This is a genomic window from Variovorax sp. 22077 (assembly GCF_052044195.1).
GTDB lineage: Bacteria > Pseudomonadota > Gammaproteobacteria > Burkholderiales > Burkholderiaceae_C > Variovorax > Variovorax atrisoli.
On sequence record NZ_JBQEQC010000008.1, the window covers coordinates 148,547 to 161,149 of the forward strand.

A 12,603-nucleotide genomic window follows, 5' to 3' on the forward strand; every position below is an offset into this window, starting at 1 on the left:
CGCTTATCCGGCGCGGTGGGGAGGGCTTTCCAGCAGTTCCTGCTGCTCTCGATCGCTATCGATTCAATAGCAAAGGGCGCCCGCAGGCGCCCTTTTGCATGCCCGGCCGGCCCGAGGCTCAGGCCGCCGCGCGCTGCCCCTGCGGATTGCGCCACCTGGCCATCAGCTCGCTCCAGCGGGTGCGGGCGGCCGCCAGGTTGCGGTCCTTGACGTGGCCGTAGCCGCGGATCTGCTCGGGCAGGCTCGCGATTTCCAGCGCCAGCGCGTGGTTGTCGGCGCGCAGGGCGCCGATGACTTCCTCGATGGCGGCGCGGTACTCGCCGATCAGCGCGCGTTCGGTACGGCGTTCCTCGGTGCGGCCGAAGATGTCGAGCGCCGTGCCGCGCAGGCCCTTGAGCCTGGCCAGCAGCCTGAAGCCGGTGAGCATCCACGGCCCGAACTTCTGCTTCTGCAGCTGGCCCTTGGCGTTCTTCTTCGCGACGATCGGCGGCGCCAGGTGGTAATTGAGCCTGAAGTCCTTGCCCATCTGGCCCTCGAACATGCCTTCGATGCGGCCGAGGAAGGCCGGGTCGCTGTGCAGGCGGGCGACTTCGTACTCGTCCTTGTACGCCATCAGCTTGAAGAGATAGCGCGCCACCGCCTCGGTCAGCGCGGTGCTCTTGCCCGCGGCCGACTCGGCCTGGCGCACCTTGCCGACGAAGCGCTTGTATTCCTCGGCGTACGCGGCGTTCTGGTAGCCGGTGAGGAACTCCGCGCGGCGCTCGACGATGCTCTCGACCGACTCGCGCTTCTTGAACTCGATGACCTGGCCCGGGCGAACGCGCTTGTTCAGCTCTTCCGGCCGCACCGCCGCCTGGCGGCCCCATTCGAAGGCCGCCTTGTTGTTGTCGACGGCCACGGCGTTCAGCTCGATGGCGCGCATCAGCGATTCGTGCGCCAGCGGGATCCAGCCCTTCTGCCAGGCGTAGCCCAGGATCATCGGGTTGACATAGATGGTGTCGCCCATCAGCGCGGTCGCGGCGGCGTCGGCATCGAAGCTGCCCACACCGTCGGTGCCCACAGCGCGTGCGATCTCGGCGGCGCAGGCTTCTTCCGGATTCTTCCAGTTGGCGTTGCGCACGAAGGCGGCCGTCGGCGAGCTGTGGCTGTTGAGCGCCACGTGCGTGCGCCCTTCGCGCATGCGGGCCATGGTCTCGGCGTTCACCGTGACCAGCGGGTCGCAGGCCAGGATCAGGTCTGCCGCCGCGGTGCCCACGCGGGTGGTGCGGATGTCGTCCTGCGTGTCGCCGATGAGCACGTGGCTCCAGGTGGCGCCGCCCTTCTGCGCGAGGCCCGCCGCGTCCTGCGTGACGATGCCCTTGGCTTCGATGTGCGCCGCCATGCCCAGCAGCTGGCCGATGGTGATCACGCCGGTACCGCCGACGCCCGCCACCACCACGCCCCAGACCCGGCCGCCTTCCAGCGACGGGATCGAAGGCTCGGGCAGCAGGCCGAACTCGGCTGGCGTGGCCGCCTTGTTCTTGCCCTTCTTCTTGAGCTGGCCGCCCTCGACGGTCACGAAGCTGGGGCAGAAGCCCTTCAGGCAGCTCATGTCCTTGTTGCAGCTGCTCTGGTTGATGGTGCGCTTGCGGCCGAATTCGGTCTCCAGCGGCTCCACGCTCAGGCAGTTGCTCTGCACGCTGCAGTCGCCGCAGCCTTCGCAGACCAGCTCGTTGATGACCACGCGCTTCGCCGGATCGACCGCCGTGCCGCGCTTGCGGCGGCGGCGCTTCTCGGTGGCGCAGGTCTGGTCGTAGATGATGGCCGTGGTGCCGGGAATCTTGCGGAACTCGCGCTGCACGTCGTCGAGCAGGTCGCGGTGCTTCACCTGCACGTGGTCGCCGGGGATGCTCACGCCCTCGTACTTCTCGGGCTCGTCGGTCACGATGACGACCTTGGCCGCGCCCTCGGCATGCAGGCTCTCGGCGATCTGCAGCACCGAGTGGCCCTCGGGGCGCTCGCCCACCGTCTGGCCGCCGGTCATGGCGACCGCGTCGTTGTAGAGGATCTTGTAGGTGATGTTCACGCCCGCCGCGATGCTCTGGCGGATGGCAAGCAGGCCGCTGTGGAAGTAGGTGCCGTCACCCAGGTTCGCGAAGATGTGCTGGTCGGTAGTGAAGGGCTGCTGGCCCACCCACGGCACGCCCTCGCCGCCCATCTGCGTGAAGCCGATGGTGGAGCGGTCCATCCAGGTCGCCATGAAGTGGCAGCCGATGCCGCCCATCGCGCGCGAGCCCTCGGGCACCACGGTGCTGGTGTTGTGCGGGCAGCCCGAGCAGAACCACGGCTGGCGCGTGGCGTCGGCCACGCCGGTGGAGGCCTGCTGCAGCGCCATCGAGCGCTCCTTGGCTTCCAGAATGGCGAGCTGCGCGTCGATGCGCGCGGCCATGTCGGCGCCGGCCGCGGCCAGCAGGCCGGTCTTCTTCAGGCGCGAGGCGATGGCCTTGGCGATGAGCGCCGGGTTCAGGTCGGCATTGGCACGCAGCAGCGTGTGCGAGGTCGGGTTGGGCATCGACCATTCGCCGCCCGAATAGCCCTCGGCCGCGTGCACCTCGCCCTCGTCGAACTTGCCGACCACGTTGGGCCGAACGTCGGGGCGCCAGTTGTAGAGCTCTTCCTTGAGCTGGTATTCGATGACCTGGCGCTTCTCTTCGACCACCAGGATCTCCTGCAGGCCGGTGGCGAACTGGCGCGTGAGCTGCGCCTCCAGCGGCCACACCACGCCCACCTTGTGCAGGCGGATGCCGAGCTGGCGGCAGGCCGCGTCGTCCAGGCCCAGGTCGATGAGCGCCTGGCGGGTGTCGTTGTAGGCCTTGCCGCTGGCCATGATGCCGAAGCGGTCGTTCGGGCCCTCGATCACGTTGTGGTTGAGCCGGTTGGCGCGGATGTAGGCCAGCGCGGCGTACCACTTGTAGTGCATGAGCCGGGCTTCCTGCTCCAGCGCGTGGTCGGGCCAGCGGATGTGCAGGCCGCCGGGCGGCATCTCGAAGTCGGTGGGAATGACGATCTCGACGCGGTCGGGGTCGATCATGGCGGTGGCGCTCGACTCGACGATCTCCTGGATCGTCTTCATGCCCGACCACACGCCCGCGAAGCGGCTCATGGCGAAGGCGTGGATGCCCAGGTCGAGGATTTCCTGCACGTTCGCCGGGAAGAACACCGGCGTGCCGCAGGCCTTGAAGATGTGGTCGCTCTGGTGCGCGGCGGTGGAGCTCTTGGAGATATGGTCGTCGCCCGCCACCGCGATCACGCCGCCGTACTCGGTGGTGCCGGCCATGTTGGCGTGCTTGAAGACGTCGGAGCAGCGGTCCACGCCCGGGCCCTTGCCGTACCAGATGCCGAAGACGCCGTCGAACTTGTTGGTGCCCTGCGGGGAGAAGCCCAGCTGCTGGGTGCCCCACAGCGCGGTGGCGGCGAGCTCCTCGTTCACGCCGGGCTGGAAGACGATGTTCTGTTCCTTGAGGAACTTGCTGGCCTTCCACAGCGCCTGGTCGTAGCCCCCGAGCGGGGAGCCGCGGTATCCGCTGATGAAGCCGGCGGTGTTCTTGCCGGCGTGCTTGTCGCGCAGCCGCTGCAGCATGGGCAGCTTCACAAGGGCCTGGACGCCGCTCATGAATGCGCGGCCGTAGTCGAGGGAGTACTTGTCGTCGAGCGTGACGGTTTCTAGGGCCTTGCGAATGTGCGCGGGTAGCGGTGCATTCATGTCGTCTGTCTCCGTTTGGCAGGGCCTCATGGGCCTGGCTGTTTCTGGGTCTGTGCCCGGGTAGGGCACGAGCCCATGATCACGCAAAGTGTATGCCGGGGTCCGCGACAGGTGTTTGCGTTCTCTGCCTTGAAAAACGCGCTTCCAGAAAGAATCTTGCTTAACATCGGCATCCATGGAAAGCATCGACAAGTTCGACCTCGCAATCCTGCAAGAACTGCAGGCCGATGGACGCCTCACCAACGCCGAGCTTGCGCAGCGCGTGGGCCTGTCGGCCGCGCCCTGCTGGCGCCGGGTGCGCGCGCTGGAGGAGGCCGGCTTCATCAAGGGCTACCACGCCGAGATCGACCGCCACAAGATCGGCCTGGGCGTGCTCGCCTTCGTGCGGGTCGACACGGAGCGCGTCACCCACGAGGCCACGCGCCGGCTGGAAGACGCGATCCGCAAGCTGCCCGACGTGATCGCCTGCCACTACATCAGCGGCACCGGCACCTTCGAGCTGCAGGTGGTGGCGCAGGACCTCGACAGCTTCTCGGCCTTCGCACGCCAGCACCTGATGAACCTGCCCAACGTGAAGGACCTGCACACCAGCTTCTCGCTGGGCGAGGTGAAGGCCAGCAGCGCGCTGCCGCTGGCGCACCTGGGCGGCGGCACCGGCCGCTCGCGCGGGGCATAGGGCCCGTTCACACTGTTTCCGGAGCCGCGAAGGGCACCAGGGCGGGCCGATCAAGGCGCGGGACGACGCGTGCGCACACGCACACGCCAGGAGCGCAACGCCGGGCGGCCTGCCCCGGCTGCCCTTTCCGCAGGTCTGGTGCTCCGAGGGGCCCCGGAATCAGCGCCGCTCGGCGCGGCTGGCCTCGCGGATCGCGCGGAACTCCGACGACTGCCCCCACTCCGGCCAGCGCCGGCTGTTGGCCAGCGTCTCGCCCACGCGGTAGAGCAGCGGCAGGTCGTGCGCCATGCCGGCGAAGGACCAGTCGGCGCGCCATTCGTCGGCCGGCTGGTGGTAGCGCTCGGCGTTGTAGGCCTTGCTGGCGGCCTCGCCGGCCGCGAGGCCGCCGTCCACCAGGTCGTTGCCGGAGGCGAACGAGAGCGCCGGCACGCCGCGCTTGGCGAAGGAGAAATGGTCGGAGCGGAAGAAGTAGCCGGCCTCGGGATGCGGATCGGGCGCATAGGCCAGGCCGAAACCGCGCGCCTGCTCCACCAGCAGGTCCTGCAGCTGCGAGACCGCGCTGCCCGAGGTGCTGAAGTTGCGCGCCGGGCCCTCGGGGCTGAGCGCGTCCATGTTGATCACGGCCACCGTCTTCGCCAGCGGATAGAGCGGCTTCGCGCCATAGAACTCCGAGCCGAGCAGGCCGCGCTCCTCCGCAGTCACGGCGAGGAACACGACCGAGCGCTCGGGCCTGTGGCGCGCGCTCGCGAAGGCGCGGCCCATCTCGACCAGCGCGGCCAGGCCGGTGCCGTTGTCGACGGCGCCGTTGTAGATGCGGTCGCCCTTCGCGTCGGGCGCGCCCACGCCCAGGTGGTCCCAGTGGGCGCTGTAGATCACGGTCTCGTCGGGGTGCCGGCGGCCTTCGACGCGGCCGACCACGTTCTTCGAGACGATCACCTGCCGGTCGATCGCGTACTCGGCCGACAGGCTCGCGTCCTTCAGCAGCTGCGGCTGGAACTCGCGCGTCTGCGCGAGCTTCTTCTGCGCCTCGAAGTCCAGCCCCGCGCGGCGCAGCAGGTCGACCGCCACGTCGCGCTGGATCCAGCCCTCCAGCTTCGGATGCACCGCCGCGGGCTGCTCGCGCTCGATGTCGAGCATGGTCGCGGTGTTGGAGTTCTTGACCGTGGCCCAGCCGTAGGCGGCCGGCGCGGTCTCGTGCACGATCAGCACGCCCAGCGCACCGCGGCGCGCGGCCTCCTCGAACTTGTAGGTCCAGCGGCCGTAGTAGGTCATGGCCTTGCCGCCGAAGTCGCCGCTTCCCGTCTCGAAGTCGGGGTCGTTCACCAGCACCACGGCGATCTTGCCCTTGAGATCGACGCCCTTGTAGTCGTCCCACCGCCGCTCGGGCGCGCTGACGCCGTAGCCCACGAAGACCAGCGGCGCCTGCTGGATCGACACCGCGGTCGAGCCGTCGAGCGCCGCGCGCACCGCGATCTGCTCGCCCTGCGCCAGCGCGTCGCGCTGCGCGCCCACCTGCAGCGTGATCTGCGGCGTGCCGCGGAACTCGGTCTTCACAAGCGGCACCGACTGCGTCCACGTGCGGCGGCCGCCTTCGAGATCGCCGCCGGGCGCGAGGCCGGCGGCCTTGAACTGCGCGACGAGGTAGTCGAGCGTCTTCGCTTCCGCCGGCGTGGCCGGCGCGCGGCCCTCGAAGTCGTCGCCGGAGACCGTCTTCACGATCTGCGACAGGCGCTGCGGATCGAAGGGCGGCGCCGGTGCGTCGGCCGCGGCCAGCGAGATGGCGGCGGCCGATGCGAGGCCGATGCCGCAGAGAAGATGGAAGGCAAGCCGCTGTGTCGTCATGCGAGGCGCTCCTGGGGCCGGAAAGCCCCGGATGCTAGCCAGCGGACCGCGACGGCCGGCCGATGTCCTTCGCGCCGCCCTGAGAACCTTGGTTGGCCTCGTGCGGCGATCCTTGAAACAGGTGCAACGGAAGGCCACCGATAGCGACAGCCTAAAATCCCCGCCCACCACCTTTCTCCCGCCGGACGGCGAACAACAAGGACCCCGCATGAACTCCCTCCGCCGCGCCCTGGCTTTCGGCCTCGCCGCCGCCACGCTCGCCTTTGGCGCCCAGGCCCAGAACCGCGAGCTGATCGTGGCCTCCAGCGCCACCTACGCGCCCTTCGCCTTCGAGAACAAGGACAAGCAGATCGTCGGCTTCGACATCGACATCATCAACGCCATCGCCAAGCAGCAGGGCCTGAAGATCAAGATCGTCAACACGCCCTTCACCGGCATCTTCGGCGCACTGAACAACGGCGACGTCGACCTCGTGATCTCGGGCGTGACCATCAACGAGAAGCGCAAGCAGAGCTACGACTTCACGCCGCCGTACTTCGCGGCCCGCCAGCTGATCGCGGTGCCGAAGAACAGCAAGGTCGCCTCGCTGAAGGACCTGGCCGGCAAGAAGATCGCCGTGGTCAGCGCCTCCACCGCCGACGACATCGCCTCGCGCGAGTTCGGCAAGACCAGCCCCGACATCCGCCGCTTCGAGAGCACGCCGCTCATCATTTCCGAGCTGGCCGGCGGCGGCGTCGATGCCGCCATGGGCGACAACGGCGTGATCGCCTACCGCGTGGCGCAGAACCCCGAGCTGAAGACCATCGACGACAAGTCCTTCCCCGAAGAGGGCTTCGGCATCGTCGTGAAGAAGGGCGACAAGGCCCTGCTGGACAAGCTCACGGCCGGCCTCGCTGCCATCCGCGCCGACGGCAGCTACGTGACGATCTACAAGAAGTGGTTCAACAAGGACCCGAACGTGCGCTGAGCCGCACGGCATTTCTCCGAACACGGCCGCCTCGAAGCGGCCGTTTCGTTTTTTTGTTGACTGAGAGCTGAGGACGCAAGCATGGAACAACCGATCCTGCTGTTTGGATGGTTCCGATGGGACATCCTCGTGGAATACAAAGACCTGTTCTGGCAGGGCGCATGGATGACGCTGCGCATGACGGTGGTCTGCGTGCTGCTGGGCGCGAGCTGGGGCCTGTGCCTCGCGCTCGCGCGGCTTGCGCAGCCGCGCCACGCGCCGTGGACCTGGGTCGCGCGCTTCTTCCTGCGCTGGCCTGCCACGGTGTACGTGAGCTTCTTCCGGGGCACGCCGCTGTTCGTGCAGATCCTCTTGATCCACTTCGCGGTGATGCCGGTGTTCATCCATCCGACCTCGGGCCTGCTGATCGACGGCGAGCTCGCGCGCACGCTCAAGCAGGAGCACGGTGCGCTCATCTCGGGCGTGGTGGCGCTCACGCTCAACTCGGCGGCCTACATCTCGGAAGTGTTCCGCGCGGGCATCCAGTCGATCTCGCGCGGCCAGTTCGACGCGGGCCGCTCGCTGGGCTTCTCGCCCGCGCAGGTGATGCGCTACGTGGTGCTGCCGCAGGCCTTCCGCCGCATGCTGCCGCCGCTGGGCAACAACGCGATCGCGCTGCTGAAGGACACCTCGCTGGTCTCCGCCATCGGCCTGGCCGAGCTGGCCTACGCCGCGCGGACCGTGGCCGGCGCCTATGCGCGCTACTGGGAGCCGTACCTGGCGATCTCCGTCATCTACTGGGTGATGACGCTGATCCTGACGACGCTGCTGCGCCGCCTCGAGCACCGCCTCGCCCGCAGCGACAGGACCTAGGCACACCCCCAGGCTTCGCGCACCTCGTGTCGCTGCGCCACCCCCCTTGCAGGGGGCAACACCTGAGGCCCGGCAAAGCCGGTTCCTCGGTGTTCGCGCGATGGCGATGACGGGATCGCGGGCTCTGCTGGCGCGGAGCCAAAATAGCGCCACATGCCCCCCATATCCACCGAAGAGACACCCATCCCGCCCGCGAGGCCGCAGCCGACGAAGTTCGCGGCGCTCGTGCCCCTGAAGATTCCCGTGTTCCGCATGCTGTGGAGCACCTGGCTCGTCGCCAACATCTGCATGTGGATGAACGACGTGGCCGCCGCGTGGATGATGACCACGCTGACCTCCTCGCCGATCTGGGTGGCGCTGGTGCAGTCGGCCTCCACGCTGCCTGTGTTCCTGCTGGGCCTGCCCAGCGGCGCGCTGGCCGACATCCTCGACCGCAGGCGCTGGCTGGTGGCCACGCAGTTCTGGCTGGCCGGCACCGCCATCGTGCTGTGCGCCGCGCTGGCGCTCGACCTCATGACCGCGCCGCTGCTGCTGGCGCTGACCTTCGCCAACGGCATCGGGCTGGCGCTGCGCTGGCCGGTGTTCGCGGCCATCGTTCCCGAGCTGGTGCCGCGCGCACAGCTGCCGGCCGCGCTGGGCCTCAACGGCATCGCGATGAACGCGTCGCGCATCGTGGGCCCGCTCACCGCCGGCATGCTGATCGCGAGCGCGGGCAGCATCTGGGTGTTCGCGCTGAACGCGGTGCTGTCGGTGGCATCGGGCTTCGTCGTGCTGCGCTGGCGGCGCGAGCACACGCCCAATCCGCTGGGCCGCGAGAAGCTGGTGAGCGCGATGCGCGTCGGCGTGCAGTTCGTGCGGCAGTCGCAGCGCATGCGCGCGGTGCTCACGCGCATCTCGATCTTCTTCTTCCACTCGACCGCGCTGCTGGCGCTGCTGCCGCTGCTGGCGCGCAACCTCCAGGGCGGCGGCGCAGGCACCTTCACGCTGCTGCTGGCGGCCATGGGCGCGGGCGCGATCGTCGCGGTGCTGTTCCTGCCGCGGCTGCGCCAGGCGATGGGGCGCGACCAGCTGGTGCTGCGCGGCACGCTCTTGCAGTCGGGCGCCACGGCGGTGATGGCGTTCGCGCCCAATGCGTGGATCGCGGTGCCGGCGATGTTCTTCGGCGGCATGGCGTGGATCACCGTGGCCAACTCGCTGTCGGTGTCGGCCCAGCTCGCGCTGCCCGACTGGGTGCGCGCGCGCGGCATGTCGATGTACCAGATGGCGATCATGGGCGCGAGCGCGATCGGCGCGGCCATCTGGGGGCAGGTGGCCACGCTGAGCTCGCTGGTCGCGAGCCTGAGCGTTGCGGCGGTCAGCGGCACGCTGCTGATGCTCGCGGCGCTGCGCTGGGTGACCGACCTGAGCGGCGAGGACGACACCAGCCCCGCGCAGGCCGGCTGGGCCGTCGGTCCGCCCGCGGAAGCCCCCGAGGAGACCGGCCGCGTGGTGGTCACCGTCGAATACCTGATCGACCCCGCGCGCGCCGCCGCCTTCCACCTCGTGATGCAGCAGACGCGCCGCGCGCGCCTGAGCCAGGGCGCCATCGGCTGGGAGCTGCTGCACGACATCGGGCAGCCCGAGCGCTACGTGGAGCAGATCGTCGACGAGTCGTGGACCGACCACCTGCGGCGCTTCACCCGCGCCACCGCCAGCGACATGGCGCTGCGCGAACGCAGGCTCGCCTTCCACATCGGCGAGTCGGGGCCGGTCGTCACGCGGTACATCGTGCGGCGCTGAGCGGGCATCCGGTCGGTCGGATGCTTGCCATCCAATTTTTACCAATCGGTTAACTTTAATGGCACGGCGCTTGCATGGAAAAATTTGCCGGGTATCCACGTATATCCGCTCTTTTTTGACCGCATGGATAATTTAAGCCACCGCCACACCAGGCGCCACGAGGTACACCCGCGATGAATCCGCCTCCCCTGCGCAGCCGCTTCTGGTCCGACCTGACCAGCGAAGAGTTCTCCCGCCTCGACCGCGAACGGCTCATCGCCGTGCTGCCGGTGGGCGCCACCGAGCAGCACGGCCCGCACCTGCCGATGTCGACCGACACCGCCACCATCGACGGCATGGTGCGCGCCACGCTGCCGCACCTGCCCGACGACCTGCCGGTGCTCTTCCTGCCCACCGTTCCCTACGGCAAGAGCAACGAGCACTCGCGCTACCCGGGCACGCTCACCGTGTCGGCGAACACGCTGATCTCGATGTGGAAGGACATCGGCGCCTGCGTCGCGAAAGCCGGCGTGCGCAAGCTGGTGCTCTACAACAGCCACGGCGGCCAGATGAGCGTGATGGACATCGTCGCGCGCGACCTGCGCGAGGAGCACGGCATGATGGTCGTGGCCGCCAACTGGTACACCCTGGGCCTGCCCGAGGGCCTGTTCACCGCGCACGAGGGCAGGCACGGCATCCACGCGGGCGACCTCGAGAGCTCGGTGATGCTGCACCTCACGCCCGACTACGTGCGCCGCGACCAGTTCCGGAACTTCAGCTCGATGACCGAGCAGCTGGCCGCGGAGAACAGGTTCCTCTCGATCACGCCCAGCGGCAAGCTCGGCTGGCAGATGCACGACATCAACCCCGCAGGCGCCGCCGGCGACGCCACGCGCGCGACCGCCGAGAAGGGCGCGGCCGTGCTCGACCACGTGGGCCGCCGCTTCGTCGAGCTGCTGCAGGAGGTCGACCGCTTCCCGCTCTCGCGCCTCGCCAACGAGCCGGCCTGGAAATGAGCACGGAAGCCACCACCGCCGCCGCCGGCGCGCCGCTGGTCAGCCTGCGCAACGTCAGCAAGCGCTTCGCCAACGGCACGCTCGCGTTGCAGGGCATGTCGCTCGACATCGGCGAGCACGACTTCATCAGCTTCCTCGGCCCCTCGGGCTGCGGCAAGAGCACGGCGCTGCGCCTCATCGCGGGGCTCACGCGCATCAGTTCGGGCGACATGCACTGGGGCGGTGCCGCCGCCGGCAACAGCAAGAACGGCAAGACCGACCGCGACCTGGGCTTCGTGTTCCAGGAGCCCACGCTCATGCCCTGGGCGAAGGTGTTCGACAACGTCTGGCTGCCGCTGAAGCTGGCCGGCACCAGCCGCGACGCAGCGGCGCCGGTGGTGAAGCAGGCGCTGGAGATGGTCGGCCTCTCGCGCTTCGCCGACGTGTACCCGCGCGAGCTCTCCGGCGGCATGAAGATGCGCGTGTCGATCGCCCGCGCGCTGGTCACCCACCCGCGCCTGCTGCTGATGGACGAGCCCTTCGCCGCGCTCGACGAGATGACGCGCATCAAGCTCAACAACGACCTGCTGGCCATCTGGCGCGAGCACCGCTTCTCGGTGGTGTTCGTCACGCACAGCGTGTACGAGTCGGTGTATCTGTCGAACCGCATCGTGGTGATGGCAGCGCGGCCCGGCCGCGTGATCGACGAGATCCGCATCGACGAGCCGTATCCGCGCGGCGAAGACTTCCGCACCTCGACCCGCTACAACGCGCACTGCACCGCGGTGTCGCAATCGCTGCATGGAGCCCTGCATGGCCTCGACATCGATCACTGAGACCCACGCGGCCGCCCCTCTCGCGGATGCCGCCGCCGCGCCCTCCGAGGCCTCGCTGCGCGCACACGAGGACCGGCTGCGCCGGCGCGAGTCGATGCTGCGCATCGCGGTGCCCGCGGCCATCGTCGCGCTGCTGCTGCTGGCGTGGGAATGGACCGTGCGCGCCAACAACATCCCGCACTACATCCTGCCCGCGCCCTCGCTCATCATCCGCACGCTGTTCGACAACTGGGAATCGCTGTCCAGCGCGCTGTGGTTCACGGTGAAGCTCACGCTGCTGGCGCTGGTCGCTGCCATCGTGGGCGGCGTGCTGCTGGCGATCGCCTTCGCGCTCTTCAAGTGGGTGGAGATCGGCCTGTTCCCCATCGCGGTGATCCTGCAGGTCACGCCGATCATCGCGATCGCGCCGCTGATCCTGATCTACGTGTCGAGCACCACGGCGGCGCTCCTTCTGTGCGCGTGGATCGTGGCCTTCTTCCCGATCCTGTCGAACACCGTCATCGGACTGAAGAGCGCCGACAGCAACCTGCGCGACCTGTTCCAGCTCTACAAGGCCTCGCCCTGGCAGACCTTCCGCTACCTGCTGGCGCCGAGCGCGCTGCCCTACTTCATGGCGGGCCTGAAGATCGCGGGCGGCCTGAGCCTGATCGGCGCGGTGGTGGCCGAATTCACGGCCGGCACGGCGGGCAAGGAGACGGGGCTGGCCTCGCGCATCCTCGAATCGAGTTTCCGAACAGAGATCCCGATGATGTTCGCGGCGCTGCTGCTGGTGTCGTTGCTGGGCATCGTGATCTTCATCGTGTTCGCGGCCCTGTCGCGCCTGGTCCTCGGCCACTGGCACGAAAGCGAGATGCGCCGTGAAAGATAGTTGGCTCGCCCCCGGGCTGCGCGCACTTCGTGTCGCTTCGCCAACCCCCTGCCGGGGGCAACACCTG

General features: G+C 68.8%; 9 protein-coding genes. 7 read left to right on the forward strand and 2 right to left on the reverse strand.

Going from position 1 to position 12,603, the window contains the following annotated elements:
- Window positions 1-118: 118 nt before the first annotated feature.
- The gene (locus ACTJLF_RS14055; protein WP_440883273.1) at window positions 119-3,742 is read right to left on the reverse strand and encodes an indolepyruvate ferredoxin oxidoreductase family protein; all 3,624 of its coding nucleotides are present in this window, start codon (window positions 3,740-3,742) and stop codon (window positions 119-121) included.
- Window positions 3,743-3,917: 175 nt separating this feature from the next.
- On the opposite strand from ACTJLF_RS14055, the gene ACTJLF_RS14060 reads away from it, so the two are divergent.
- On the forward strand, window positions 3,918-4,418 hold the full coding sequence (locus tag ACTJLF_RS14060; protein ID WP_132801484.1) for an Lrp/AsnC family transcriptional regulator: 501 nt from the start codon (window positions 3,918-3,920) through the stop codon (window positions 4,416-4,418).
- 159 nt (window positions 4,419-4,577) lie between these two features.
- Here ACTJLF_RS14060 and ACTJLF_RS14065 read toward each other — a convergent pair whose 3' ends face one another.
- The gene (locus ACTJLF_RS14065; RefSeq protein ID WP_019653892.1) at window positions 4,578-6,260 is read right to left on the reverse strand and encodes a M28 family metallopeptidase; all 1,683 of its coding nucleotides are present in this window, start codon (window positions 6,258-6,260) and stop codon (window positions 4,578-4,580) included.
- Between the two features lie 208 nt (window positions 6,261-6,468).
- On the opposite strand from ACTJLF_RS14065, the gene ACTJLF_RS14070 reads away from it, so the two are divergent.
- The 6 genes from ACTJLF_RS14070 to ACTJLF_RS14095 all read left to right on the forward strand — a co-directional run bounded on the left by ACTJLF_RS14070 (window position 6,469) and on the right by ACTJLF_RS14095 (window position 12,536).
- Window positions 6,469-7,227, forward strand: a complete 759-nt coding sequence (locus tag ACTJLF_RS14070; RefSeq protein ID WP_126183730.1) for a basic amino acid ABC transporter substrate-binding protein — start codon at window positions 6,469-6,471, stop codon at window positions 7,225-7,227.
- Window positions 7,228-7,308: 81 nt separating this feature from the next.
- Window positions 7,309-8,079: an amino acid ABC transporter permease gene (locus tag ACTJLF_RS14075; RefSeq protein ID WP_019653890.1), complete on the forward strand. Its 771-nt coding sequence runs from the start codon at window positions 7,309-7,311 to the stop codon at window positions 8,077-8,079.
- A 153-nt stretch (window positions 8,080-8,232) separates the two neighbouring features.
- On the forward strand, window positions 8,233-9,858 hold the full coding sequence (locus ACTJLF_RS14080; RefSeq protein WP_184606115.1) for an MFS transporter: 1,626 nt from the start codon (window positions 8,233-8,235) through the stop codon (window positions 9,856-9,858).
- Window positions 9,859-10,031: 173 nt separating this feature from the next.
- Window positions 10,032-10,853 carry a creatininase family protein gene (locus ACTJLF_RS14085; protein ID WP_019653885.1) on the forward strand — a complete coding sequence of 274 codons (822 nt, stop codon included), beginning with the start codon at window positions 10,032-10,034 and terminating at the stop codon, window positions 10,851-10,853.
- Complete coding sequence (locus ACTJLF_RS14090) at window positions 10,850-11,668, forward strand: ABC transporter ATP-binding protein (protein ID WP_184606114.1); 819 nt, start codon at window positions 10,850-10,852, stop codon at window positions 11,666-11,668. Before ACTJLF_RS14085 ends, ACTJLF_RS14090 begins: the two co-directional genes overlap by 4 nt.
- Window positions 11,646-12,536 (forward strand): ABC transporter permease, encoded by an 891-nt coding sequence (locus ACTJLF_RS14095; protein ID WP_184606113.1) that lies wholly within the window; start codon window positions 11,646-11,648, stop codon window positions 12,534-12,536. The genes ACTJLF_RS14090 and ACTJLF_RS14095 overlap by 23 nt, the downstream gene beginning before the upstream one ends.
- The last annotated feature ends 67 nt before the right edge of the window (window positions 12,537-12,603 follow it).